The 26,545-nt window shown below is 38.4% G+C and carries 33 protein-coding genes and 1 riboswitch; of the genes, 32 read left to right on the top strand and 1 reads right to left on the bottom strand.

Features of this window, described 5'->3' with window-relative positions; genetic code table 11:
• Positions 1-5 precede the first annotated feature (5 nt).
• The 6 genes from ACTHRG_RS08190 (at position 6) to ACTHRG_RS08165 (ending at position 5,191) form a co-directional block, all read left to right on the top strand.
• Positions 6-965, top strand: coding sequence for an HTH domain-containing protein (locus ACTHRG_RS08190; protein ID WP_076256773.1), 960 nt, complete (start codon positions 6-8; stop codon positions 963-965).
• Positions 966-969: 4 nt separating this feature from the next.
• Positions 970-1,164: a hypothetical protein gene (locus ACTHRG_RS08185; RefSeq protein ID WP_076256775.1), complete on the top strand. Its 195-nt coding sequence runs from the start codon at positions 970-972 to the stop codon at positions 1,162-1,164.
• Between the two features lie 530 nt (positions 1,165-1,694).
• A riboswitch (cyclic di-GMP riboswitch) is annotated at positions 1,695-1,782 on the bottom strand.
• Positions 1,783-1,893: 111 nt separating this feature from the next.
• Positions 1,894-2,130, top strand: a complete 237-nt coding sequence (locus ACTHRG_RS08180) for a hypothetical protein (RefSeq protein WP_076256985.1) — start codon at positions 1,894-1,896, stop codon at positions 2,128-2,130.
• Between the two features lie 103 nt (positions 2,131-2,233).
• Complete coding sequence (locus tag ACTHRG_RS08175) at positions 2,234-3,721, top strand: phospholipase D-like domain-containing protein (protein ID WP_076256777.1); 1,488 nt, start codon at positions 2,234-2,236, stop codon at positions 3,719-3,721.
• 224 nt (positions 3,722-3,945) lie between these two features.
• Entirely contained in the window at positions 3,946-4,329 is a 384-nt protein-coding gene (locus ACTHRG_RS08170) for a CBO0543 family protein (protein WP_286147815.1), read from the top strand.
• Positions 4,330-4,507: 178 nt separating this feature from the next.
• The gene (locus ACTHRG_RS08165) at positions 4,508-5,191 is read left to right on the top strand and encodes a DUF421 domain-containing protein (RefSeq protein ID WP_019381529.1); all 684 of its coding nucleotides are present in this window, start codon (positions 4,508-4,510) and stop codon (positions 5,189-5,191) included.
• A gap of 123 nt (positions 5,192-5,314) precedes the next feature.
• Here the strand turns inward: ACTHRG_RS08165 and ACTHRG_RS08160 are convergent, their stop codons facing one another.
• Positions 5,315-5,473: an aspartyl-phosphate phosphatase Spo0E family protein gene (locus ACTHRG_RS08160; RefSeq protein WP_019381530.1), complete on the bottom strand. Its 159-nt coding sequence runs from the start codon at positions 5,471-5,473 to the stop codon at positions 5,315-5,317.
• A 172-nt stretch (positions 5,474-5,645) separates the two neighbouring features.
• Here ACTHRG_RS08160 and ACTHRG_RS08155 point away from each other — a divergent pair, with 172 nt between their 5' ends.
• The 26 genes from ACTHRG_RS08155 to ACTHRG_RS08030 all read left to right on the top strand — a co-directional run bounded on the left by ACTHRG_RS08155 (position 5,646) and on the right by ACTHRG_RS08030 (position 26,297).
• Positions 5,646-5,828, top strand: a complete 183-nt coding sequence (locus ACTHRG_RS08155; protein WP_019381531.1) for a DUF3954 domain-containing protein — start codon at positions 5,646-5,648, stop codon at positions 5,826-5,828.
• Between the two features lie 344 nt (positions 5,829-6,172).
• On the top strand, positions 6,173-6,640 hold the full coding sequence (locus ACTHRG_RS08150) for a helix-turn-helix transcriptional regulator (RefSeq protein WP_076256778.1): 468 nt from the start codon (positions 6,173-6,175) through the stop codon (positions 6,638-6,640).
• Between the two features lie 132 nt (positions 6,641-6,772).
• On the top strand, positions 6,773-6,985 hold the full coding sequence (locus tag ACTHRG_RS08145; RefSeq protein WP_076256780.1) for a hypothetical protein: 213 nt from the start codon (positions 6,773-6,775) through the stop codon (positions 6,983-6,985).
• A gap of 85 nt (positions 6,986-7,070) precedes the next feature.
• Positions 7,071-7,805 (top strand): phage terminase small subunit, encoded by a 735-nt coding sequence (gene terS, locus ACTHRG_RS08140; RefSeq protein ID WP_076256781.1) that lies wholly within the window; start codon positions 7,071-7,073, stop codon positions 7,803-7,805.
• Entirely contained in the window at positions 7,786-9,087 is a 1,302-nt protein-coding gene (locus ACTHRG_RS08135; protein WP_076256783.1) for a PBSX family phage terminase large subunit, read from the top strand. Before terS ends, ACTHRG_RS08135 begins: the two co-directional genes overlap by 20 nt.
• A gap of 14 nt (positions 9,088-9,101) precedes the next feature.
• Positions 9,102-10,604 carry a phage portal protein gene (locus ACTHRG_RS08130; protein ID WP_076256784.1) on the top strand — a complete coding sequence of 501 codons (1,503 nt, stop codon included), beginning with the start codon at positions 9,102-9,104 and terminating at the stop codon, positions 10,602-10,604.
• The gene (locus ACTHRG_RS08125) at positions 10,604-11,704 is read left to right on the top strand and encodes a phage minor capsid protein (RefSeq protein ID WP_076256786.1); all 1,101 of its coding nucleotides are present in this window, start codon (positions 10,604-10,606) and stop codon (positions 11,702-11,704) included. Before ACTHRG_RS08130 ends, ACTHRG_RS08125 begins: the two co-directional genes overlap by 1 nt.
• Before the next feature lie 99 nt (positions 11,705-11,803).
• Positions 11,804-12,382 (top strand): phage scaffolding protein, encoded by a 579-nt coding sequence (locus ACTHRG_RS08120; RefSeq protein WP_076256788.1) that lies wholly within the window; start codon positions 11,804-11,806, stop codon positions 12,380-12,382.
• A gap of 19 nt (positions 12,383-12,401) precedes the next feature.
• Positions 12,402-13,382, top strand: coding sequence for a major capsid protein (locus ACTHRG_RS08115; RefSeq protein WP_076256789.1), 981 nt, complete (start codon positions 12,402-12,404; stop codon positions 13,380-13,382).
• Between the two features lie 17 nt (positions 13,383-13,399).
• The gene (locus ACTHRG_RS08110; RefSeq protein WP_076256791.1) at positions 13,400-13,600 is read left to right on the top strand and encodes a hypothetical protein; all 201 of its coding nucleotides are present in this window, start codon (positions 13,400-13,402) and stop codon (positions 13,598-13,600) included.
• A 2-nt stretch (positions 13,601-13,602) separates the two neighbouring features.
• On the top strand, positions 13,603-13,977 hold the full coding sequence (locus ACTHRG_RS08105) for a hypothetical protein (RefSeq protein WP_076256793.1): 375 nt from the start codon (positions 13,603-13,605) through the stop codon (positions 13,975-13,977).
• Entirely contained in the window at positions 13,971-14,309 is a 339-nt protein-coding gene (locus ACTHRG_RS08100; protein WP_076256794.1) for a putative minor capsid protein, read from the top strand. Before ACTHRG_RS08105 ends, ACTHRG_RS08100 begins: the two co-directional genes overlap by 7 nt.
• Positions 14,306-14,656, top strand: coding sequence for a minor capsid protein (locus tag ACTHRG_RS08095; protein ID WP_076256796.1), 351 nt, complete (start codon positions 14,306-14,308; stop codon positions 14,654-14,656). The genes ACTHRG_RS08100 and ACTHRG_RS08095 overlap by 4 nt, the downstream gene beginning before the upstream one ends.
• 20 nt (positions 14,657-14,676) lie before the next feature.
• Complete coding sequence (locus ACTHRG_RS08090; protein WP_076256797.1) at positions 14,677-15,075, top strand: phage tail terminator protein; 399 nt, start codon at positions 14,677-14,679, stop codon at positions 15,073-15,075.
• Positions 15,076-15,088: 13 nt separating this feature from the next.
• Positions 15,089-15,541: a phage tail tube protein gene (locus tag ACTHRG_RS08085; RefSeq protein ID WP_076256799.1), complete on the top strand. Its 453-nt coding sequence runs from the start codon at positions 15,089-15,091 to the stop codon at positions 15,539-15,541.
• A 35-nt stretch (positions 15,542-15,576) separates the two neighbouring features.
• A complete protein-coding gene (locus ACTHRG_RS08080; protein ID WP_076256800.1) occupies positions 15,577-15,960 on the top strand; it encodes a hypothetical protein in 384 nt (127 codons plus the stop codon).
• Between the two features lie 5 nt (positions 15,961-15,965).
• Positions 15,966-16,568 (top strand): Gp15 family bacteriophage protein, encoded by a 603-nt coding sequence (locus ACTHRG_RS08075; RefSeq protein WP_076256802.1) that lies wholly within the window; start codon positions 15,966-15,968, stop codon positions 16,566-16,568.
• Between the two features lie 4 nt (positions 16,569-16,572).
• Positions 16,573-18,912 (top strand): phage tail tape measure protein, encoded by a 2,340-nt coding sequence (locus tag ACTHRG_RS08070; protein WP_440230989.1) that lies wholly within the window; start codon positions 16,573-16,575, stop codon positions 18,910-18,912.
• Positions 18,909-19,655: a distal tail protein Dit gene (locus tag ACTHRG_RS08065; RefSeq protein ID WP_076256806.1), complete on the top strand. Its 747-nt coding sequence runs from the start codon at positions 18,909-18,911 to the stop codon at positions 19,653-19,655. Before ACTHRG_RS08070 ends, ACTHRG_RS08065 begins: the two co-directional genes overlap by 4 nt.
• Entirely contained in the window at positions 19,656-23,198 is a 3,543-nt protein-coding gene (locus ACTHRG_RS08060) for a phage tail spike protein (RefSeq protein ID WP_076256807.1), read from the top strand. It begins immediately after the preceding gene.
• Positions 23,195-23,398 (top strand): hypothetical protein, encoded by a 204-nt coding sequence (locus tag ACTHRG_RS08055; RefSeq protein WP_076256810.1) that lies wholly within the window; start codon positions 23,195-23,197, stop codon positions 23,396-23,398. Before ACTHRG_RS08060 ends, ACTHRG_RS08055 begins: the two co-directional genes overlap by 4 nt.
• A gap of 36 nt (positions 23,399-23,434) precedes the next feature.
• Positions 23,435-23,698 (top strand): hemolysin XhlA family protein, encoded by a 264-nt coding sequence (locus ACTHRG_RS08050; RefSeq protein ID WP_284522137.1) that lies wholly within the window; start codon positions 23,435-23,437, stop codon positions 23,696-23,698.
• 184 nt (positions 23,699-23,882) lie between these two features.
• Positions 23,883-24,158 (top strand): hemolysin XhlA family protein, encoded by a 276-nt coding sequence (locus tag ACTHRG_RS08045; RefSeq protein WP_076256812.1) that lies wholly within the window; start codon positions 23,883-23,885, stop codon positions 24,156-24,158.
• A 1-nt stretch (position 24,159) separates the two neighbouring features.
• On the top strand, positions 24,160-24,426 hold the full coding sequence (locus ACTHRG_RS08040) for a phage holin (protein ID WP_076256814.1): 267 nt from the start codon (positions 24,160-24,162) through the stop codon (positions 24,424-24,426).
• Positions 24,427-24,549: 123 nt separating this feature from the next.
• Positions 24,550-25,239: an N-acetylmuramoyl-L-alanine amidase family protein gene (locus tag ACTHRG_RS08035; protein ID WP_076256817.1), complete on the top strand. Its 690-nt coding sequence runs from the start codon at positions 24,550-24,552 to the stop codon at positions 25,237-25,239.
• A gap of 329 nt (positions 25,240-25,568) precedes the next feature.
• Positions 25,569-26,297 (top strand): hypothetical protein, encoded by a 729-nt coding sequence (locus ACTHRG_RS08030; RefSeq protein WP_076256819.1) that lies wholly within the window; start codon positions 25,569-25,571, stop codon positions 26,295-26,297.
• Positions 26,298-26,545: the final 248 nt, after the last annotated feature.

Raw genomic sequence — 26,545 nt, 5'->3', positions numbered from 1 at the left:
ATACGGTGCCCGAAAGTTATCCATTTCCGACCTATTCAGGATTATTAGAGCCGAAACATTACAAAAAAATTGGATCAGCATTGTGGCTTTTTCTCTGGTGCGTCAGCTCCACTACAAAAGAAATTGAACGAGATGGAGTAACCTGGGGCATCGTGTTAGGAAATAAGCCATTAAAACGCTCCGAGTTGGCAGAACCTTTTGGAGTGAGCGAAAGAACTGTTCAAAGGTGGCTGGATGATCTGGAAACACATGGTTACATAAAGATCACCCGTGCTCCTTATGGCTACATTTTAACTGTGAAAAACTCCAAAAAATACAATAAAGAGAGAGTGGACAAAAATGTCCAGTCTGATGGAGACCGGACAAAAACGTCCAGCCCAGAGTGGACAGAAATGTCCAGTTATGTGGACAAAAGTGTCCACTCTAATAAAGATATTACAAAGATAAATAATACTACTATTACTATTACTAAAGAAAATGACCCAGTAGATATTATTGCTGAAAGATTCATAGAGTTACGAACGATACAAGAAGGACGTTCTGTTTACCCAACAACAAAAGATTATGAAGCAATCGCCCGGATTGTCGCCCGTGGTATGCCGTTGTCACAAACAATCAAATTGCTTGAACAGTGTTTTGCTGAATATAAAGAACGTCAGCCAAATGGAGCCATTAAAGCCTTCGGTTACTGTGAAAAATACATCATGGATCATTATGATGCCTTAGTAGCAAGAGAACAGGCAAAAGAAGCAGCTAAAAACGTTAAGCCTTTTAAAAGCAATAATTCTTATAAACCTAAGGGTATGCGATCCAAGCCAATACGGACGGAAATGCTGCCAGATTGGTTTTCTGATGGAAACCTACAGGATGAAAAGCCTAAACTTTTAAAGAATGAGCAGCAGGAACTTGCTAAGAAGAAAGCAGATTTGCAGGAAAAACTTAAACTATTAAGATCAGGGAGTTGATACTATGGGGATCCTTTATGAATCCGTTATGCAGCAGAAAAGGAATATCCTCATCAAAAGATTGTCAGAATTGAATATTTCTAAGGCTCAGTCAGGAAAGAGTATTAACGATTGTGATTACGAAGAACTGAAATATGAGCTTGTACTGGCATCCTTTCGGGAGATTGATGCGGAGGCTGCACCAAATAAATGGTTTTGAAGGGAGATATGAAAAATGACTATCACAAATGTTAAGTTAGTTACTCGCTGTCCAAAATGTCTGGCCAAGGGGACTGTGATCGGCCATCGAAATAACCTCTTATTACTTGAGTGCAGGGACTGTAATAAACGTTGGAATACTTACTCCAAGACTTGCAAGATTTGTGGAAAGCCAAATTACTTCTACGTTGAGGGTCCCTGCGTTAAATGTTATTCAGAAAAACATAATGCCGTCTGAAGTTAATAAAATCGGTATGCAGAAGTTTTAGAGTGATGAGCAGATATAATGGCTTTACACTTAGGGCAGGTGACATTATCTACTTTTTTAAATTGAATCTTCTTAAAATCACTTCTTGTAAATGTAGAAAAGACATGGTATTTAACGCCACATAAGCAATAGTTTTGATCCTTAATTATATGTCTTAGACCAGGCTCTTTACTGTATACTGTCGGGAAAATCATGAATTTCAACACCCTTTCTTTAGTTAAAAAAATAGGCAAACTAGAAAGGTAATGTATTGGTAATATATTGTGTGCAACTCGGCTGCCATGACAAATAAGCTGTTTTAGGCCCGTGGCTTTGCGTCTTTTACTTTCGTAAAATTTGCCCAGAGGAAATACTAGCATAATTTAGGTATAATGTCATATTTTGTAGGTTTTTGTAACAAAAATGTAATGATGTTTACGAATGGGAAAAATAGCATTATTAGGGGGACTAGGCGGTGAGGGAATGAAGCAATTAGATTTATTTTCCTTCGCCCTTGAGGATCAAATCGCTGAACTAAAACAAGGCGAAGAGTTGGAGTTTTACAGAGGGATGGAACGGCTGCTGATCCGTCATCATGAAAAATACAAGGGCGTTTGTCATTATCAGGGACCTGATTTCTCTGGTGTAGCATTTCATCTTGATGAAAGGGAAGGATTAGATTTGTTTGTTGCCAAGATAAATAGGTGGCTGGAAGAGTAAGACAAGGAAGCAAAAGAGTAAACTAGGTATTCTTTCGAATTCTAAAAGTATACTCCCTGCATTTTTTGTAAATGTTAAGAGAAAAACAAGGGAGGATTTTTAGTTGGAATGGATTTTTTATCTATACCTGATAAATACGTTTTTTATCTTAATCATAGCAATTCGGGATGTGCGTAGGCCTGCCAAGGCTTTGAATTGGATAATAATCGTCCTTCTTTTTCCTATCATTGGTTTCTTGCTTTATCTTAGCATATCAAATCCTAAGTTTATTCATCGGAAAAGATTGACCTCTTCTAAAAGTGAATCTAATAAATTACCTGATACATTTGGTGATTCAGCATCGGTAATCGCCGATGCTTTACGGCACTTCACTGTGAATGGGCTACGAACGGGCCAAGTCCAAGTATTTGACAATGGAATAGCAAAATATGAACAGCTCATTGAATCCCTCCAAAAAGCCCAAAAAACGATTGATCTGGAATATTTCATATTTAGGAATGACCAAATTGGTAGTAGCATCACGGAACTACTAATCGAAAAAGCAGTAAACGGAGTGCGGGTTCGTTTTATGAGAGATGGTTTGGGGAGTTATAAATTTCCGCGTGAAAAAATCCGACAGATGGTCGAAGCAGGGATAGAATGCAGGACAATATTTCCTTTACGATTTCCTTGGATCTTTTCTTATTGGAATTATCGGGATCATTGTAGAATTGTCACAATTGACGAAAAAGTAGCTTTTACTGGATGCATGAACGTAGGATATGAATATACAGGATTGAAGCCTGACGTTGGCTTCTGGCGGGATACCCACTTGCAAATCATAGGAGATGCATTGGTCGATTTACAGACTGTCTTTGATGTTCATTGGAATATGGCAGTGCCGGAAAAAATAAAATCAAAAACTAACCCGAAAACAAAGTCTGATGTAATCAATCCAATCGGAAGAGAAGATCATGTCGGATGGTCAGCCGAATTGGGATCGGAGTTGAGCACCCTAGATTATAATGAGATAGACATATCGCCAAAAACAAGGACATTGCAAAAAGCGTATATCCATACGTTGGAAGGAAACCCTGGAATTCCTACCCCATTTATTCGTCAAACTTACTTTATATGTATAACACAGGCGACTAAGACTATTGATATAACAACACCCTATTTTGTACCGGAAACAGATATTATCATGGCATTAAAGACAGCAGTAGCTCGAGGTGTGAGCGTAAGATTGCTGGTTCCTCGCCACAATAATCAAAAAATCGTGGAATTTGCAAGCCGTACTTATTATGGGGAACTTATAGAAGCTGGTGTACAAATCTACCAGTACGACAAAGGAATGATTCATACCAAGGTGTTGACTATAGATGAGGAGATTGCTGCCGTAGGCTCAGCAAACTATGATATGAGAAGTTTTCGCCTGAATTATGAGGTATGTCAAGTCTTGTACAGTACTGATGTGGCGAGGGAACTCACAGATCAGTTCGAACGTGATCTAATGGACTCTATTCCATTAAATATTGAAGACTTGCTGGAACGCCCCCTGACCGAGCGCATTGTTGAACAGAGTGCCCGCCTGCTTTCTTCATTATTATAAGTTGATGTATTCTGTTTTTATTGTTCTATCTTAAATCTAGATTTAAAAAATTTCATTGTTTTTATCATTTGAAAAAAGTCGAAAACCCGTGTTAGAAGAACTTTCAACATGGGTTTTTTTCTTATTTACGATGGAATTCATTACTAAAAAACGGTAATACTAAAAAGGCAGTTCAAAGAGTTTGAATTCAAAAATATCTGTTACCTTTTAATTTAAATATAGGGGTGATATCAATAGATAATATATTTGAAAATCTTAATGAAATACGTTTATTAGAAGATAAGCTGTATCATTTAGAATTAAATGGTTGGCTAAAAAATGAGTTTTTAACTTGGGAATGGTGGATACTAGTCGTTTTTTTAGTTGTGCCTTGGGTTATATGGGCTAAACTTGTTAAACGAGACAATATTTTAGAAATTTTGTTATTTGGTACCATAATTATCTTGACAACAACCTTATTAGATGTAGTTGGTGCACAATATAGTTTTTGGGATTACCCCATTGCATTCCTACCTTTTATTCCTCGGGCCTTTCCTTTTGATTTTTCAATGGTACCTGTAGCTTACATGTTGTTATATCAATATTTTAGAACATGGATGCCTATATAGGTGAACCCTTTTGCGAGTGGGTCAAACTTGTTAATTATTTAGAGTGGAGATACAGATATTCATTCATATATTACATCATTGTTGGAATTGTAACTCGAGCTTTAATACTAAAACTAGCCTCTTTATCTAAACCTCAAGATCTTACAACTAAGTAAAATTTAAATTGGAGGAAAAAACTTTGGAAGAAGTTAATATTGGTTTACTGACGATCAAAGTCATCGTTGGTTTTGCAACTTTATTTTTTATCATTATCATAACAGGCAGAACATCCATCTATCAGTTAACCCCGTTTCACTTAGTTTTTGTGTTAGTACTTGGAGATTTTTTAGGAAATACCATTTATGAAAATAAGGTAGGGATTTTTCACTTTTTATATGCCATCGGATTGTGGACGCTTCTCATGTTGGGGATAGAGTTCTTGACTCTAAAAAATAAATCGACACGTTCTCTCTTATTGGGCGATCCTAACATCATTATTCGGGATGGTGTAATGGATAGAAAGTTACTTAAAAAGAACAAATTGGATGTAAATCAAGTATTAAGTATACTTCGACAAAATCAGGTTTTTTCTGTTCGCGAAGTCAAATACGGTATATTGGAAGCTAATGGGCAAATAAGTATATTATTACAATCGAAGTATCAAAAACCAGACAAGCAAGATCTCAGTCTTCTAGAAAGTTCAGTATACCTCCCAACAGCGTTAATTATAGATGGGGAAGTATTAAGGGATAATTTACATGAACTCGGATTTGATCAACAGTGGTTAGATAATCAATTAACTACCAATGGCTATGATAATGTTAAACGTATACTCTACGCAGATTGGCGAGAGAATGAAGGAATTCATATTAGTCCATTTTAAAATTCTATTAGGATATTAGCATATGTTTGTGAATGGCCATTTGGATTTTAAATATTAATTAGTGTTTTTATAAAAAATGAAACAGAGAATTTGTATCTCGACTCTTATTTGAAATTTAAAATGTTATCTGCATTTTGATTGATACTTGAAAATTAATTTATCAAGAGATTGACTGTTTCTTATAGTTTCAGGGTCATCTAACCCTTTTCTTAATCCGGTTTCCAAAAGCACTTTTCTATAAAATTTAATCTTTTTTCTAAGCTCTCGGCAGAAACGACACATTATTTTGCTCCTTTAAATAATAAAAGTCCAGGAACCATTATTACAGATAAAGGAAAAACATTAAATGATTTCGACAAAACTTGTCAAAAAACGACAAAAATTAGTAATAAGAAAAAGCCAGGATTTCTCCCGGCCGACCTAATATAATTTTAACACATGGGAGGGGTTCCTGGTGAAAACCAATATAGAAAAAATGACAGCTGAAATCGATTTAATGAAAAATGCAGTGTATATCGTAAAAGACGGCCATCTAGTATTAGCCGATACCCCGCCAAAAGGGTATGGTAAACAAGTGATTTCCTGGCAATCAGGGAAGCCTTCTCATTATGAATTGAATTATTCGATCAAGTTATAGGTACAATTTATTTACCCCATAACTTTCTAAGATTAATTGGCACAATTTCAGTACCGTTTATTTGTTTATGTATTATTGGGTTTGCAAAGGGATCGTGTGTGAAAGTATTATCTAGTTCATTGCTGGAACGGGGGCGTACATCAACACCAAGGACACTTCGAATCATTTTGTGGTATGTCATAGCTGTTCATCTCCTTTGTATTTATTAGATTTATTATTTTTAATTGCTCAATAAAAAATTCATAAAAAAACAAAATAAGTCTACTGGAACAACCAGGGGCACTGAATGGCGTATTAAGCGTTGTTTGGTGTCCATTTTTATTTTATCCAAAGGAGTGTTTTTAATGAAAGAAGCTGCCAGCAAACAAATAGAATCCATTCTTAAGGACTATCATTGGATGATAAACTCAATTAAGATACTCAGGGACTCAATGAAAGGTGCAGGAGAAGGGCTCACTGCTCAATATGGAGATGCAGCTGGGATGCCAAAAGTTCAAGGCACCACAAGCGACCCTGTTTATAGAGAGTGTGTACGCAGGGAGAAGCGATTTTCAGTTATTCATAAGTACGAAGAAAAGATTTCTGTTATTCAGGATCGGATGCATCTTATTACGGATGATAGGGAGATCGAGGTTCTTCATTGGCTGCTTGAGGGGAAAAGTTATCGTTGGATTGCTATGCATATGGGGCTGTCACATACCCACATCGGACGTATTAAAGATTCTATTGTTAAGAAAATGAGTGAATGTGTTCCAAATGTTAAAAATGGTACAAATGATACGAAGTTGCTAAAACATAAATCTGCTTGCTAGACTTGAAGGCAGGACGGGGAGGCGGTAATAAGCTGCTTCCTCTATATTTGTTCGATGATACATATTCAAGTGAATTATTTACAGGAAAATATCTCCTTTTGTCGAATAGTGGTGTAAAGGGGGGTGTAATAGATGAAAAAATTCAAAGTAAGATTTAGCTTCGACCATGAGAATTCTAAAACTTTAGAAATAGAAGGGGAATCTGCAGAACAATTGCTTAACAAGTTAACCAGTCATTCTGGTTGGTACATTGATAGTAAAGCAGAGACTGCAATCAACATGAACCTTGTGACAAGAATAAGCTTTGCAAAACCTGCAAGAGCCTCTGCAGTTAGTGGCTTGTAATCGTGGTAAATATAGCATCCTTCGGGGTGCTTTTTTTCTTTATTCAAAACAAACACAAATACCAGGAGGTGGCGGGTGATGTAGCATGGCTGAGAAATATGTTCAAGCTGAAAAAGATTACGTCAAAGGCATGAAGTACAAAGACATTGCTGAGAAATATCAGGTGTCACTGAATACTGTCAAGTCGTGGAAAAAGAGATATGGCTGGAAACGTGAAAGGGGTGCACCAAAAGAAAAAGGTGTGCACACAAAAAAGCGAGGTGCTCCAAAAGGAAATATCAATGCAAAAGGCAACAGAGGAGGAGCTGCACCAAAAGGAAACTCAAATGCAGTTACTCATGGATTGTTTTCTAAGTTCCTTCCAGATGAATCATTAGAAATCATGAACCATTTGCAGGAGCATTCCCCAGCTGATTTAATCTGGGATCAAATACAGATTCAATATGCTGCTATTATTCGTGCACAGAAAATCATGTTTGTTGAAAACAAAGACGATATAACTAAGGTCTTAAAAAAGAAAAAGGACTCAAATTTTGGCGAGGAAAGAGAATGGGAATATCAATTCGCTTGGGATAAGCATGCTAACTTTTTAAATGCTCAGTCCAGGGCTATGGGTGAGCTGCGTTCCCTTATTAAGCAATTTGATGAGATGGCACACATTCATGATGAGCGCAGGATGAAACTTGAACTTATGAGGGCTAATATTGAGAAAACTAAAGCTGAAATCAAACAAGAGGGTGGAGATGCCAGCAAGGTCGTTATTGTTAATGACAAAGAAGCAATGAGGAAGGCGTTAGAAAATGACAGTCAACACAATTAATGTCATGGATCTAATGAACGTCAATTTCTATTCCCTCTGGCTTGCTGAACAGTCTCATATAGTCGCAAAAGGCGGCCGTTCCTCAATGAAATCCTCAGTGATTAGTCTTAAGCTTGTGGTTGATTTTTTGGAAGATGACCAGGGCAATGTCGTTTGTTTAAGGAAAGTAGGAAAATATCTTTCTACCTCTATTTATGAGCAGATTAAATGGGCCATTTACATGCTTGGTGTTGAGGATGAGTTCTATTTCGGAAAGTCTCCCCTCATAATTCGTCATAAGGCCACCAATACAGCCTTTTATTTTTATGGCGTTGACGATCCAATGAAGATTAAGTCGGCCAAAATAGCAAAAGGGTATGTCATGGCCCTCTGGTTTGAGGAAGCTGCTGAATTTGCAGGTGTGGAAGATATTGATATTGTAGAAGATACCTTTATCCGGCAGGAGATTGAAGGCAAAGAGGTTAAGGTATATTTCTCATACAACCCTCCCAGAAATCCTTATAGTTGGATTAATGAGTGGTTAGAAACTAAGGCCAGGGATGATGATTATTTCATTCATCATTCAACGTACCTTGATGATAAAAAAGGGTTTTTATCCGAGCAGATGATCCGGAAGATTGAGAAGTACAAAGAGAATGATGAGGATTACTGGCGTTGGATGTATGCCGGTGAGGTTATTGGTCTTGGTGACATGGTGTACAATATGGCTCATTTTAAAGAGATCGATGAGCTGCCGAAAGATGACGATATTGTTCTTATCGATATTGCCATTGATACAGGGCACCAAGTTTCTGCGACCACATTCTTGGCCTTCGGATTTACGAAAAAACGGAATGTAATTCTACTTGATACCTTTTACTATAGCCCGGAAAATAAAGTCGTAAAAAAGGCTCCGAGCGAGCTGTCAAAGGATTTAAGAGAATGGATGGATAAAATCCAGCAAACCTATCATCGGCACTTTGATCAGCAAACCATCGATTCTGCAGAGGGAGCTTTGCGGAACCAATTCTTTAAAGATTATGGAATACGTCTTCATCCGGTAGTTAAGAAAAAGAAAATAGATATGATCGACAACGTCCAGGACTTATTAGCTCAGGGGCGTTTTTTTGTGCTTAAAACAGCAGCCAATGAGATTTTCCTGACTGAACATAAAAAATACCAATGGGATGCTGATACCTTACAGAGCGATGATCCGAAGGTTATAAAGATTGATGATCATACCTGCGATGCATTCCAATATTATGTTCAGGATAATTTGAGGAAGCTTGGATTGAAATATTAAGGCGGTGACAACCGATGTTTAAAAACATGCTGGCCCGCATAAGGCAGGTGATGTACAGAATGGGATTAATTAAAGGTATTCAGAAGCTGGCTGATCACAAGGATATCCAGATTAATGAGGATTTCTACAAAGATATTGGGAATTGGAAAGCTCTCTATAAAGGGTATTTTAGCGAATGGCATGATATCAAATATACAACGATTTCTGGGCAGAAAAAACGCCGTATGGCTTCCTTGAACATGCCAAAGGTGGTTTCACAGGAGCTAGCCACATTAATCTTTAATGAGCGCTGCGAGATAAATATTTCAGACAAGACTTTGTCTGAGAACATTCATGATGTCTTTAAGAATAATAATTTCGTTAAGAAATTTCAGGATTACTTAGAATACCAGTTTGCTATGGGTGGCATGGTGATCAAGCCTTATGTAGAGGATGGAAAATTAAAGCTCTCCTATGTAACAGCTGATTGTTTTATCCCGATTAGCTGGGACCATAACACCATTCGAGAGGCTGTTTTCATAAATGAATTCTCTAAGAAAGGAAAGAAATACACTCACCTGGAATGGCACCTGTGGGATGGGGAGACCTATCTAATCCGGAATGAAGTCTATGAAAATAATCCAGGTGAGGAATTAGGGGTTAAGGTTCCACTGAAGCAATTTTTCCCGAATCTTGAAGAGGAGATTAGGATATCCAATTACAAGCGACCGGGTTTTGTCTACTTTAAGCCAAACATAGCCAATAACTTGGATACTACAAGTCCATTAGGTATTTCGATTTTCGCTAATGCACTTGATACGCTGCACTCCTTGGATATCGCTTTTGACTCCTATCAACGGGAATTCAAGCTTGGGAAAAAGAGGATCTTAGTACCGGATACAGCTATTCAAACCGTTATTGACCCACTAACTGGTCAGATGCACCGTTATTTTGATGCCGAAGATGAAGTTTACCAGGCAATGGCTCTTGGCGATATGGATGCCAATAAAATAGCAGACATTTCAGCAACACTTCGAGTAGAGGAACATATTTCAGCTATCAATTCCTTGCTCAATGTCTTGGCAATGCAAATAGGCTTCTCTTCAGGTGCATTCACTTTTGATGGCCAGGGAGTTAAGACAGCAACAGAGGTTGTTTCGGAAAACTCTAAGACTTTCCGTACGAAGCAAAGTCATGAAAACCTCATTGAAGCAGGCATTCAGGAACTAGTCGAATGTATCATTCAGGTCGCTGAGTTATATCAGTTATTTTCTCGGCCAGAAGGAGAATATGAAGTCACAGTTGCTTTTGATGATTCTATAGCAGAAGACCAAAACGCAGAGATTGCAAAGCAGGTTCAGCTGGTTACCAATCAACTGACTTCTAAGAAAAAGGCGATTATGAAGATCCATGGTTTTTCAGAAGAAGAAGCTGAGCAATTACTGAAGGAAATTGCAGAAGAAAATGAAACAGCAACGGCTGAAGCAATTGATTTCTTTGGTCTTAACAAAGATAGACAAGACCAGGGAGGGACCTAATGGAACCACTAAGGCAGCAGCAATTAACAATGCCTGTTATCGAAGTCTTTCTATCTATTGAGGAAGAAATCCTTTTAAACATAGCCAAGATCCTGAAACAAGGAAAAAGCCTGCTGGAAGAAGATGTAGAAAGGTGGCAAACCGAGAAGCTTGGACAATTAGGAAAATTAACACAGCAAAATATTATAACCATAGCAAAATACGCGGAACTTTCGGTAGAAACTGTAACAGCTATGCTTGAGGAAGCTGGATATGAGGCTGTCACTGATTCAGAAATGGAACTGATAGAAGCTGTTGCTCAAGGAATCTTGCTGCAACCTCCTTTACCTAAAGAAAGCCCTGTTCTTGAAGCGGTATTAGTGTCTTTTCAAAGGCAAGCAAGGGAATCTTTCAACCTGATCAATACAACTATGTTAAATCAGTCTCAGCAAATATATTTAAATATCTTGAATGAAACAACAGGAAAGGTCTTGGCCGGCACAAAAACACCAAGACAAGCGCTGGCAGAGACAGCTGCAAGATGGGCAGAACACGGAGTTCCTGCTCTTATTCGAAAAGATGGGGCCAAAATGTCAACGGAAGCCTATGTATCTATGGTTACAAGGTCAATGTCAAACAGTGTTGCCAATGAAATGCAATTTGCTCGAATGGAAGAATACGGCGCAGATTTGGTTGAAGTCAGTTCCCATATAGGAGCAAGGCCAAAATGTGCAAAGTACCAGGGGAAAATCTTTTCAAGATCAGGGAGCAGTAATAAATACCCTCCTCTTTCATCTACTAGCTATGGCGAACCCGATGGACTTAGGGGGATTAATTGCCGGCATGTTTTTTATCCCTTTATTGAAGGTTTTTCAAAGCGTGTCTATAGGCCTTACCCAGCTGCAGAAAACAGGAAGGCCTACGAGGAAAGCCAGAAACAGAGGCACTTAGAAAGGGAAATCAGGAAAGCTAAAAGACAATTAGCCGTTGCTGAAGCCCTGGGTGAATCTGAAGCCATTGATGCTGCTAAAAAGAAAGTACGGCAGCGACAAGCTAACATGAGAGATTTTATTGACGATACTGGCCGAACAAGGCGGTATGAGCGAGAAAAGGCTTATTAATAGTAGTGCGTCTTTTTAAAGGTTAGACGCCATAAAGAAACGGAACCTTTTGCGTGAGGTGTGACACGTTAAAAAACATTAAAAAGGAGATTAATATAGATGGATTTAAAAGAATTACTTGGTGAAGAACTTTATAAGCAAGTCATGGAAAAAGTGGGAGATAATAAGATTGCGATTGTTTCTGATGGAAATTGGATCCCGAAAAGCAAGTTTGATGATGCCCTTGATAACGCAAAGGATCTTAAAAAACAGCTAAAAGATCGCGACTCTCAGCTTGAAGATCTTAAAGCCAAAGCTACAGGCAATGAGGAATTAACAGCCAAGATTCAAGAACTTACCGACTTAAATAAAAAGACTGTTCAAGACTATGAAGCCAAGATCCAAGATCAGGCTTTTAATTTTGCCCTTAAAACGGCATTAACGGGTGCAAAGGCCAAGAACCCTAAAGCAGTTGAAGCTCTTTTAAATAAGGATTCTATCAAGCTTGATGGAGATAAGCTCCTTGGCTTGGAAGATCAGTTGAAAGCATTGCAGAAAAGCGATGCTTATTTATTTGAAACAGAGCAGCAGGTAAGTAAGCCAACATTCTCTCAAGGACAACACCAAACCACTTCAGGTGGTGAGCCTAGCACTCTTTTAGATGCACTAAATCAAAGGTTTTCAACAACCAATAATTAAGATTAGGAGATGATTGCTCATGCCAATTACTTTAGAGCAAGCAAAGGTTGGAATGGCAGACCATATTGACCAGCAGGTTATCGATGAATTTCGTCGTGCTTCCTTCCTATTAGATCAGCTAACATTCGATAATGCTGTTTCACCTGGTACAGGTGGATCAACTTTAACATACGGTTACACCCGTTTAAAAACTCCTTCAACTGCTGGTTTCCGTGAAATTAATAGCGAATACACAGCAAATGAAGCAGACCGCGAAAACCAATATGTGAATCTTAAAATATTTGGTGGAGCGTTTAAAATTGACCGTGTAATTCAAGATACTAGTGGTCAAATCAACGAAATGAATTTTCAAATGCAGCAAAAGATTAAAGGTGCTGCCAATCTGTTTCATTACACTGTAATTAATGGAGATTCAGCTGTCGATTCCAAAGCGTTTGATGGGTTAGACAAGGCGCTTACTGGTTCTAATACAGAATTAAACACTGATTCTGTAATTGATATCTCAGATGAAGCAGGATTAGAAAGTAAGAAGTTTGCTTTGTTGGATGAAATCGATAATTTCTTAGCGGAACTAGATGGCCGGCCAACGATGCTGATGGGGAACAGTAAATTAATCACCAAAATCAAATCGGTTGCCCGCCGGGCTGGTTATGCTACAAAATCTGAGGATGGCTTTGGACGCACAGTAACAGGGTATGATGGAATCCCACTGGTTGATCTTGAGTATTTCTATGACGGTACTTCAACAATTCCAGTTGTTCCAATCATTAATCGTACGGTTGGTACCGAGCAAACAGGATTAACAGATCTTTATGCTGTTTCCCTTGGAATGGATGGATTTCATGGTGTATCACCTACCGGTAATAAAGTAATTCGTACTTTCTTGCCTGATTTCAACTCTCCAGGAGCGGTTAAGACAGGCGAGGTTGAAATGGTGGCTGCTGTAGCCCTTAAAGCTACCCGAAAAGCCGGTGTTCTCCGAAATATTAAAGTTCAATAAAGAAGGGAGCTTTTTATATGGTTAAAATTAAAAGCCCTAACCCTAATTACAATGGGAATAGCGCATCCCTTCAATTTGTTAATGGAGAGGCTGAAACCGATAATAAATGGTTGGTCGAGTGGTTTAAGAATAAAGGTTATACAGTTGAGGAATCTAAAGAGCCTAAAAAGAAGAACCAAGGTCAAGCTAAAAAGCCTGAAGGTAAGAAGGATGAGTAGTCATGCCTTATATTGATCAGGCTTTTTATAATGATGTGTACAAAGGTACTCCCATGGATGCTGAAACCTTCACAATGCTTGAAGAAAGGGCTTCAGATGTCGTTGATATGATAACAAATTATCGGTTAGTCAGAGTAGACCTTTCACATAAGCCAGAACTAATTAGAAACAATGTTAAAAAGGCGGTTGCAGCCCAAATTGAATTTATGTATTCAGAAGGTGGGGAATTGTCAGTTCATGGCGGTTCCCCTTCTTCAGTTAGTGTAGGGGGCTTTATTTATACCAAAGGATCCGGTGTGAAAGTAGTTTCTGAAATGGCCCGCAGTTTTTTAAGGCCAACGGGATTGCTGTACATGGGAGTTGAGGTTAGATGCTAAGAATAAGGCCGATTCCCCGGAATCTATTAATCCATGAAGCTACTTATGAACAGTTTGAAGAGAATGGGCGGTATGGTGAAACTTATTTGCCTGCCGTCACCCTAAAAAACATCAGGATCAACTTTGAAAAAAGCTTTAGCCGGGCAGGAGATACAGAAAGCAAAAGTGTAAAAGCCCTATTATTCTTTGACCAAAATAATTCAAGTTCCTCTGGCATATTTGAATTCAAGGAAAAATCAAAGGTGACATTCCAGGGCGTACCGATGCAAGTTCAGCGGGTTAATCCTCTGTATACCGACACCCTTCATCATTATGAGGTGGAGTTAATATGATCAGTTTCAGCGTGAATTTGGAATTGGGGAATATCCAACAACGGGTTGAAGAAGCGGTAGATGCTGGACAGACACAGCTGGATCAGGAAGTTTTGAAGGGTTCAAACTATTTCATTCCCAAAGATACCGGGGAACTTGAACGTTCAGGGATTCGGGCTTCACAAATCGGAAATGGAAAGATTATTTGGGATCAACCATATGCCAGAAAGCTTTATTACAACCCGCAATATAACTTCTCCAAAGATGCAAACCCAAATGCACAAGGGCTATGGTTTGAAGCTGCAAAAGCCAGGTTCCTTAGTGATTGGGTGCGCATGACACAACAGGCCATTAATCGGCACTTGTAAGAAAGGGATGATTTTTCCCAATGCCTTCAGATTTTATTGATGACATGGCAAATCACTTGGAAGAAAACTTTTCTTTATTTGACTCTCTGTCAGTTGATGTTCTGCCAGAGGATTTAAATGCTATCACAATCAGAAGAACGCCAGCTGCACCTTTGGAGCGATATTTGGACGATTCAAGGGATTGGATCATAGCCTTTCAAATCCTTGTTAAACATCAAAATCAAGGCCAAGCCATCGATACTATGAATCAATTAACCATTTACCTTGATGAATTGGGACCGAATGCGGTTACTTCTGCTGAAGGATCCTATCAATTTATTAAGTCAGAGATTTATACAATGCCTATTTTGGTTGAGAAAGACAGCCGGGGCAGTTATATCTATTCAGCATTATTTAATGCCACTATAACTAAAAATTAGGGGGGGATTATGAATGGCGGGTTTTGAACTCAATTCAGCACACAAATTTGAAATTGATACAGCACAGGATATAAGCGGAACTGCTTCAACTTATGAGCGGGTTGCAGCTGGTATCAACACATTCGATCCACAATGGAATGAGGAAATTGATCAAACTCCTTATTTTGATGGTGATGGGTTCGGTTCTTCTGATGTAACAAGTGCACAATTAGTAATTGCCTTTGAGGGCCACAGAAAATATGGTGATGCTGCTCAAGATTTTATTGCTGGCCTTCAAATTGAAATGGGGGAAGCACGAAAAACTAATTTCCGTTGGACTGAACCTGACGGGGGATCATTTGAAGGTTGGGCAACTATTGCAAATATAGTTGCAGGTTCAGGAGCTGCTAATGAAAAAAGTACATTCAGCTTTGAGGTGCATTTCAATGGAAAACCAACTTACACGCCACCAACAACAGGTGCTTAATTAATCAAACCTACCTGACAAAGGGGAGCAAAACAATGGCAATCAAAATTGATGTTCAAAAAACTTATGAAGAAGTTAAGATTGCAGACAAGATTTATAGAATGTATCTCAATGATGCGAAATTGAGGGAATATGACAAGGTCTTTAGAAAGTTCCGTAAAGAATCCGTGAAAATGAGCGAAAGGGATTATTCCAAAATGACGGATAAAGAACAAAAGTCAGCGGAAAAAGAGAATTACGAAATTATGTTTAGCGTTGTGGAACTTCTTTTGGGTGAAGGATCCTTTGAAAAGGTCTATAAAGATACTGGGAATTCATTGCTTGTTATGGCTGATATTATCATGCAGCTGATGGAAGTAGTCGGAAAGAGAATGCAGGCCTTTAAAAAGAGAGAAAAAGCCTATTACACAGGGAAATAAAGCTTATGAAACTTACGGAAAGATTTATAGATGAAACAGAATTTCAAGGCCAAATAATTAAGCTAAATCTTGCCTTTGATAATGTTCTACGGGTTTCTGAACTCCTATCTGATGAAACGTTTGATGAAATAGAAAAGCTTGATATTCTATTTGAAATGCTTGTGAAAAATGCCTATGAATTGGAACTCTCTATTTTCGAGATAAGCCAATTGATAGGCTTTCTTTTTGACGAAATCCTATTTCCTAAGAAACCTGAAAACGGTGGAAAAAGCTATTTTGATTTTGAACAAGATACTGCCTTTATTTATGCTTCGTTCCTCCAAGATTACAAGATTGACCTTTTTGAAATGCAAGGCAAACTGCATTGGCAGAAGTTTTTGGCATTATTAGATAGCTTATCTGATAATACGAAATTTAAAGAGGTTGTGGCAATTAGAGCGCAGAAAATCCCTGCACCTACTAAATACAACCAGCAAGAACGGAACAGGATTATTGAATTGAAGCGGATTTATAGGCTCAAAAATGAATGGCCTTCCCTTGAAGAAGCTGATGCAACTTTAACAGCGATAGGTAACGCGTTAAAGAAATCCTACAAAAAGGGTAGGTGAAAACATGGCTTCGAGTGATGGGCGCATTGTCATCAATACAGAAATAAACACAAATAACGTGGAGTCAGGGCTTCAGCAGATTGAAAACCGGGTACAAGATGTAGCTGACAGAATGGGATCCATTGGGGAAACCATGTCCAAGGCCGTAACGGTTCCTCTTACTGCAATGGGAGCTGCTGGGATTGCTGCTGCAACTTCCGTTAGTGATGCACAAGCGAAAATAAGAAATAGTTTGGGACTTACCAAAGGAGAGGCTGAAAGACTAACCAAAACAGCCAAAAACATTTATACAGCGGGATTCGGTGAAAGCCTTGAAGATGTTTCAAACGCCTTGATTCAAACCCGGCAAAATATCAAGGGATTGGATCAAGAAGAACTTGAAACCGTAACAAAATCAGCCATGAACTTGGCCCAAACCTTTGATGCAGATGTAAATGAGGTTACAAGGGCTGGAGGAAACCTTATAAAAGGGTTTGGAATTTCTGCAGAAGAGGCATTTGATCTCATGGCACATGGGGCGCAGAACGGACTGAACTTCTCTAATGAAATGTTTGATAATCTCAGCGAATATGCGCCTTTGTTTGCTGAAATGGGTTTTTCTGCTTCTGAATACTTTCAGCTGTTAGAACAAGGCAGTAAAGCCGGAGTGTATAACCTCGATTACATCAATGATGCAATGAAGGAATTTCAAATCAAAATTAAAGACGGATCCAAATCAACTTCTGATGCTATGGGTCAAATGTCCAAAAGTACAAAGAAGGTATGGAAAGATTTCTTAGCAGGTAAGGGTACGGTTAAAGATGTTCACAATGCGGTCATAGCGGAATTAAAAGGAATGGATGATCAGGTTAAAGCTAATGAAATCGGTGTTGGTCTATACGGGACCAAGTGGGAAGATCTTGAAGCAGATGCCATGTATGCCCTTGGAAATATTGATGGAGGGGTCAAAGGAGTCAAAGGTTCCATGGATGAAATGAACCGGGTAACTGAAGAATCCTTTGGAACCAAGTGGAAGCAATTCACAAGGGAAGCTTTGATTGCCCTGGAGCCTTTAGGGAAAGTTCTTTTAGACTTTGCCATGGCAGTTCTCCCGTATGTCTCCCAAGCAATCCAATTTGTTTCTGATGCCTTTGCAAAAATGGATCCTGTTATGCAGGCAATAACTGTTGGAATTGGACTAATAGCGGCTGCAATAGGGCCGTTTCTAACCGTATTAGGGGCAATGATTGGTCCACTAACAACAGCGTGGCAATGGTTATCTAAAGTAAAGGCGATATTCCCATTAATCAGAACTGCAATGCTTGCACTCACAGGCCCTGTTGGTATCATTTCGGGAATTGTTGTAGCTTTAGCACTCTTAATCTATGAAAATTGGGATTCCATAAGCAAATGGACGACTGAAAAATGGGGCCAGGTAAAAAACTTCCTTTCTAACATGTGGAGTTTAACCAAGATTTTATTTGAGCAATCCCTAAAGTTCATATCTGATTTCATAGATAAAACTTGGAAAGCTGCCAAAACAGTAACAGAAAATACATGGAATGGTATAAAAACATTTTTCTCCAATACTTGGCAGGGCATGAAAAACACTGCAAGCAATGCAGCTGAGAATATACGAAGCTATGTTTCTGGAAAATGGCAATCCCTGAAGGAAAAAACCAATGAAATTTACAATTTCATAAAAACTAAAGTGCAAAATTCATTCAACGAAGCGAAAAATGCTGTCCAAAACACAGCTGAAGTCATTCGCATAACTGCCGTTGATAAGTTTGTTGCTTTAAGGCAAGGGATTCAAGAAAAGCTTTATGAAGTCAAACAGAAGATCATTGACATATGGAATCAAGCGCAAAAATGGCTTCAAGGTGTCAATCTTGAATCGGTAGGGCGAAACATCATAAGCGGGCTTATTCGTGGATTGTGGGGCAAATTCGGGGATCTTATGGACACTGCCAGAAGCATTGCGAAAAGTATTGCAAGCAAGATCCAGAGCGCTTTAGATATTCATAGCCCTTCAAGGGTAGCAATTGAATTGGGTTCATTCTTTACGGAAGGTTTAGAAGATGGACTTTTAGCAAGGGCTAAACAACTGATGAAAGCAGCTACCCAAGTAGGGGAAACTGTTGCAATCGGCACAAGGAAACCTTTGCAAGATGCCAGGTTAGACATTTCCAAGCAGAAAGTTCATTCTGCACAAACTGCTTCAAGTGCTGCAGCAGGAGTGGTCAATAAAACCATTCAGCTAATTATGCCTAATGTCCGAACTGAAAATGATGCAAGGTGCATTTCTCAAAAACTGGCAAGCTTAGAAAGCAGGTCTTTACGTGTAGGGGGTGTTAGCCCATGAGTTGGGGATTTTCCTTTAATGGGATTCATTCAACATCAAAAGGGATAAGAATCTCGAATATACAAGGTCGTGATACACTCCCGGAGATTGAAAGCCGAACGGCACAAGCGCCATCAAAAAATGGGGTTCATTACTTTGGTTTTCGGTTTATGGAGCGGAGAATAACGGTTGAAATTAACCTTTTCGGTGCTTCTCTTTTTAATTTCAGAACAAAAATAAGGGATTTGGCTTCGTGGCTGAATCCCAAAAATGGACCACAAGAACTGATTTTTGATGATGAAACTGATAAGAAATATTATGCGGTTGTAATCGAAAATACAGATTTTGAAGGGATCTTTGCAAAGCGGGTGGCAGAAATTGAATTCCTTTGCCCGGATCCATTTGCTTATTCCATAACAGAAAGTTCTGCAACGATTTCAAACGATTCTGCAACAATAAATAATACAGGAACGGCAGAAGCATTTCCTATAATCACTGTCGATTTTTCAGCTTCAGCTACTGAATTAAAGATTGAAAAGAATTCTAATGAATTTCTACGGATTGTGCGTAATTTTGTGGCTGGCGATGAAGTTGTGATTGATTGTCAAGTTGGCACAATTACTTATAACGGCAAAACAAACTTAATTACTGCACTTGATATTAATTCAGATTTTTTCTCTTTGGATCCAGGAGATACAACATTAACTGTTACGCCTGCTGGGGTTAGTACAGTAAGCCTTGTTTATGTAAGAAGGTGGCTATAAATGAACAAACTTTTTATATTGGATGGACAATCTGAAGGGCTTCTTGCTGTGTTACAAAATGACAACAGCAAGAAATGCCCTTTTTTTGATGCCATTCACACAGAGCAATTAAATAAAGATCATACTTTTGAGTTTTCAGTTCCCGCAGATCATGAAGCGGCTGCACACGTGAAAGAAAACAATCTTGTCACATTCAAAGACGAAGATGGAGATTTTCAGTTATTCCAGATTTACAAAATCGAAGAAGAACACAACGGAATTGAAATTGTCACAAAAGCTTATGCTGAACATGCTTTCTTTGAAATGAATGATGATATTATCGAGGACTTGCGAACCGTTGACGGAACAGCAGACAGCGCTATGACTGATGCCCTATCAAAAAGCCGGTTCAAAAAAGGAACTGTTGCGGATCTCGGCCTAAGAACAACAAATTTTTACTATGAATCTGCCATTTCTTCAATTCAGAAGATCATCAGTACATGGGGCGGGGAACTAAAGAAACGCATAAACTTTGACGGTTCAGCCATTATAGGGCGTTTTGTGGATCTTCTTGCAAGGCGGGGAGCTGATACCGGGAAGCGGTTTGAATTCACAAAAGATCTGGTTTCCATTAAAAGAACTGTTGATACTTCTAACCTGAAAACGGCCTTATATGGGCGTGGGAATGGCGAACAGACAGAAACGGGAGGATATACAAGGCGTTTAACTTTTGCAGATGTTGTTTGGAACGGTTCCGGACTTGATCCTGTTGATAAACCTTTAGGCCAACAATGGGTTGGGGATCCGGTGGCCCTTGAACAATTTGGGCGAATAGATCCAGACACAGGAAAGAAAATTCACAGATTCGGAGTCTTTGAGGATGGGGAAGAAACAGATCCTGAAGCTTTATTGGACAAAACATGGAATGCCCTGCAAAGCACAAACACACCAAGAATCACTTATGAAATGAATGTTTTAGACTTGGAGCAAATCACAGGACTTTCACATGAAAAAGTTCGCTTGGGTGATACTGTTTTTGCCATTGATAAAGAATTTACACCTGAATTGAGAGTTGAAGCCAGAGTAATCGAAATCAAAAGGGATTTAGTAAATCCTGAAAACACAGAAATAATTCTTGGGAATTTCCTTCCCTTGTTTACTGATCTTGCATCAAGGCTGAAAAATATTGAAAGCAAGGTTGATGGAAGAACCGGGGTCTGGGATAATCCCGGAGAAATTGGCCCTATTGATGATACCGATTTTGCTGATATTACACCCCAAAAACCAAATGTAACTGCTTCAGGAGCCTTTTCAAAGGTCATTATTGAATGGGATGCAGATTTAAGTAGCTATGTGAAAGAGTATGAAGTTTACGTTTCAACAGTTCCTAACTTTACACCTGACATATCAAATCTAGTAGCCAGGGCGACGACAAGCGTATTTGTTTATGAAGGTGAGCCAAATCAGCAATATTACATTAGGGTTAGAGGGATGAACAGGACGGGAACTGCCGGGCCGTTTTCTGATCAAAAAACAGCCACAACAGCAAGAATTGTTGCAGGAGATATAACTCCCCAAGTGATAACAAATGATCTCATTGCGTTAAATGCCAATATTGACGGGGCGAAAATGGCTGATGCTTCAATAGGCAGGGCCAAGATCGGAAGTGTTAATGCTGACGTTATCGACACAGGGGTTTTAAACGCTGCAAGAATTGACGTTAGGGCACAGCTTGGGGCCAACATTTCAACAGCTGAAGAATTACTTTATGGATATATGGGTCATGGTTTCCTTGATATTGGGGACGGTGAAAATTGGTATCAATGGCTGCCGTATAAAAGTTATATATATCTTATGGAAGATACAACAGCTGACAAATACAACAGGCCAGCGCCTGAAGAAGGGGATGAAATAGCTTTTGATTTCCTTCTTTATGCGAAAAACACTTCAGGGGCAGCGCCAACATTAACTGCCACAATAACGGTTTATTTTGAAGGCGGGGGAAGTTGGACGGATCCATTTCAGATACACACATTTCAGCCTGTTCCCGCCAATACCCCTACAAGGGTACAGTTTTCAAGGAAGGTTCCTGAAGGTGCTTATTCAGGTAAAAAACCAAGCCATTTTGAAATGTCTTTCTATACAACGACTTCAGGAACGGAACTTTATGTAAGAGATACAGACGTAAGAATCAGGCTGAGAGGGAACTTAATCGTTCAAGGTGATATTGAAGTTAAGAACCTTAAAGCTTGGGAAGGTTTAAACGTCAATGATCAATTCATTGTTGATGAAAACGGAAATGTTAAATTTGCAGGAACACTTGAAGCGGGCGTTTCCATCAATTCACCTACCATTAACGCAGGGGAATTCTTTGGAGGAAGGATATACATGTATGGGGAACAAGCCATTTATTATACAGTGGATGATCCCGACAACCAAACCGAAAGAACAATTATTTCTAACGGTTCGATAAGCCAAGATAAATATGAAACTGCAGGAGATTACACTCGTGTTAGGTCTACTTTTCTTAGATCAGGGAGACTGGATTATTCAAATGGTGTAAACATCAGAGAAAGATTAAGAGAAGATTACATTACCTATAGTGTTAAAGGAAGTCTTTTGCCTTATGAATACAAGTATGAATTTGGCGATATGATCATAGATAATGGCTTGATTGCTGCTGATATTGTGGGAGTTAAAGATTCACTTGATGGAACTTCAACTGGTTGGCCTTTGTACCTTCATGTAGACAGGCTGGGAATCGGAAAATCTAAAGTGAATGAAACAGATCCTGAATATACAGGATTGCTTCTTGATATAAGAAAAGATAGGAATCTCGGCAATAGAACTTTGCTTTCAACTCCTGATGGAATCACATTCAAAAGCATAAACAGCGGAGAATTCGTTTTCAAGGATAAAGTTTGGATTGATGCTGATGCAGATTTACTTCAACTTTATGGATCTACCCATTGTTATATAGAGTTTTTCAAAACAGGTGGTGCAAGAAGCGGATGGTTTGGATATGGAAGCCTGAACAATGACAATCTCAACATTTCCAACTCAATCGGAAGGGTTTTAATAAACACATCTGATGGCGGTGTAGCTGAGTTCATGGGCCTTAGTGGGCATGATGGATTAAGAATGGCGAACAGGGCCATTATAAAATGGCTTTCTTCTTCTGACACCATACAAATAAGAAATTCTTCGGATGGGGCATATGGAACTTTACAGGCTATTATATCCAATGCTTCCGACAGACGACTAAAGAGGAATATCCTCCCCTATGAAGAATCGGCGTTGGAAAAAGTGCTTGCAACTCCAATATACACTTACAACATGGTTAATTATGATGATTCTAAAATTTTCATGGGGATGATTGCCGATGAAGCGCCTGAAAACATTGTCATTAAAGGGGACACGGCAGAAATGCCTGATGGTATTGATATATATCAAATGTCTTCTATGATATGGAAGGCTGTTCAGGAAATGGACGAAAAACTATCAAATGCTCTTGCTGAATTTGAAGAACTAAAAATGAAGCTTGAAAGGAACGGTATTCAATGAGCGAAGAAAAACAAACAATTTCTATAGACTCTTATTTTCAGAGTGAACTTGGAAAACTAAAATACGAAAATATTATCTTGAAGGCACAACATGATAATTTGGTTTCTCAAAATAAAGGATTGCAGCAGAAAGTCCAGGAACTTGAAAACAAACTAATTGAATCAAAGGAAGCAAATGGTACAAAAGAACCTAAGATTTAAGGGTTTTTTTTATTACCTTCAAAGGAGGTATTGTAAGTGACAAATGAGGCGGAAACAATGGATTTATGGAAGACATCTGTAAATAAAGACATTGAAGAAATGAAAGGTGATATTCGCCGGCTACAGGATAAAACACTCTTACAAGACCAAATAATCCAGAACATCCAAGGTGACCTAAAGGAAATTAAAGAAGATACTAAATGGCTAAAAAGAACAATTACAAATGCCATTATTATGTCCGTTTTCACTGCTATAATTGGCGGCGGTATTGCAATTATCTTTACAGTGTTTAAAGGTTAGTGAAATAAATTACTTTGTAAAAGAACTATTAATGCAAAGTGGAGATAGTTGCCGTTACTTGATGCAGAAGGTTTTCATTTACTACCTTATAGAGTGCTCAATGTGGAAAAGAATATAAATTTTAGCCACTTAAGTCCATGTAGCTGGACAAGCACAAGATATCCTTATAAGGAGGGTGGTTATCTTGAAGGAGCCGGTTAATGAAAATATATACGACAAAGAAATTGCAGAAATAAAAGGTGATCTTAGAAATATTGAGAATCGAGTGAATAACCTTGAAAAAATTACAACTAGACAGGATCAACAAATTTTTTCAATAAATGAAAAGCTAAATAAAATTGACGAAAATACAACCTGGATTAAAAGAACTATTACAGGAGCCATTATTACTGCGACTTGCACCGGTATTATCGGGGGAGCAATCGCTATTATCTATAATGTTTTAAGAGGGGGGCAATAAATTGATAAATTGGAAAGTACGCTTTAAAAATCCAATATTCCTAGCACAACTATTTTTAGCATTTTTTGCACCTATACTTGGTTATTATGGATTAACCGCACAGGACCTCACTACGTGGGGTTCTGTTTTTAATTTGCTAGTAGGAGCATTTTCTAATCCGTATATTTTGCTGCTAATAATGGTGAGTGTGTGGAATGCCTTAAATGATCCTACAACAAGGGGAATAGAGGATAGCCAACAAGCTAAACGCTATCAATGGCCAAAATAAGCTGCCCTTTGGGGTGGCTTTTTTTATTCATTGAAAGGGGTGTTAATCATGTGAGAAGGAAGGACAGCAGTGTAAGCAGTTAAATTTAAATGGGAATAAAAATAATATTAGAGGTGATTAAATATGGTAAAAGTATTTATTGATCCAGGACACGGCGGAACAGACCCAGGTGCAGTTGGAAACGGACTACAGGAAAAGAATTTAACACTTCAAATTGCTACACGAGTTAAAGACATTTTGACTCTTGAATATGATAATGTTTCAATCCGCATGAGTCGGACTGGAGATCAAACTGTTTCCTTGTCAGAGCGCACAAATGCTGCCAATGCATGGGGAGCTGATTTATTATTGTCAGTTCATATTAACGCAGGCGGCGGCACAGGATATGAAGATTATGTATACCCAGGAGTAGGGGTACCAACTACAACTTTTCAAAACAATATCCATTCAGAGGTATTGAAGCTAGTTGATTTTAATGATCGTGGCAAAAAGCAGGCAAACTTCCATGTGCTCCGTGAAACACGGATGCCGGCATTGCTAACTGAAAATGGTTTTATTGATAATGCCAATGATGCAGCAAAGCTAAAATCAAGCAGCTTTATTGAGAATTTGGCACGTGGCCATGTTAACGGTATTGTGAAAAGCTTCAACCTTCCACGGAAAAGTTCAGCTGTTTATCATACTGTTGTGTCTGGTGATACTGTTTATTCACTGAGCAGAACTTACGGAAGCACTGTACAGCAAATTAAGGATTGGAACAACCTTGATGAAAATTATACGATTTATGTAGGGCAAGTGCTTCGTGTAAAATAAATTGAATTAGCCCTTCTCATACAAGAGGGGCTTAAGTAATTCTATTAAGCTAATACGACGTAAAAATGAAAAATGAGCGCTAATTCTTATTCAAGAATAGCGCCCTTTTCCGTTGATTTCAGTAGAATTGGTTCAAAATACATACCTGTCACCTCATTATATGGTAAAACAAAATTCACTTAATCTAATTAGGAGCTAACAGGATATAGCATAGAATAAGCAAAATGTTAAAAACGTTACATATAAATATTTTACTATATTTTACTTTTTTTGAAAAATATAGTATTATTAAAATTGTCAGAATAATACCAAGAAAGGTAGTGAAGTAAATGAAAAAGTTTGTATCCTTATTTATGACCCTTTTGCTTGTTCTCAGTTCCTTTGGGACAATGGCCTCTGCTGCAAGTCAATCGTTCAAAGAGAAAGAAAAAATGGTAGAAGAAAGCTTTAATTATTCAATTAAGTCTGCTAAAGGTGATGAAAAGGAAAAGCTTAAAACTGACTTAGCAAAATTCAAAAAACTATCAAAAGAAGATAAAAAGAAGTTTATTAGTTACATGTTTGATCCAGAGGTAACAAGCACCATTGCAGAATCAATATCTGAAGTTGAACCAGGCGAAACAAAGGCACTAAAAAATGGTGACATTGTATTATCGGCTACATATGAAGAGTCTGACGTTGAGGCACCAGCCTTAGAAGAAGGGAACATTCAACCCTTAGCCACTACCTATTATAAAAAAGCTTGGTACAAAAGGGGGGTAAGCTTTTTAGGACTTACAGTCCTTGAAGTATACGCTCAAGTAAATTATACTCATAATGGAAGTAAGGTTCTATCTACATATGGATGTGATGCCTATACTTCCCGCAATCTAAACCCGACTGTAGATTATGAGTGGGGAAGATGTATCAGAAATCATAGTAGCTCCCAAGCTTGGGCAACTGCCTCGGTAAAATGGAGTGCAATTTATAGTGGATTAGGAATTGTTTATGCAAACCATGAGGTTAGAGTGTGGGGTAACTACAAAAACCAATCGGGAGGAAGTGTAACTAAACTATGAGTAGTGAAGGGGCAAACAGAATGTTTAAATCTAAGAGACTAAGAAATATTATAGTTGGAATCTTAATCGCCCTACTAATAGCAGTTATACTAGGAGCATTAACAGTTAACTCTTTATAGATATAAATAAAGTTGTTCCATGGCCAGCAGCTAATTACTGCTGGTTTTTTAATTAAGCTTATAAGTCACACTCTTTAATTCATTTTGATCTAATAATAATAATGAAAGTGTCATATCAAGGAACAATAA

This window comes from Cytobacillus sp. SAFR-174 (assembly GCF_051964675.1).
GTDB lineage: Bacteria > Bacillota > Bacilli > Bacillales > Cytobacillaceae > Cytobacillus.
The sequence above is the reverse complement of the archived record's forward strand: the minus strand, read 5'-3'. Positions and strand labels throughout refer to the sequence as shown.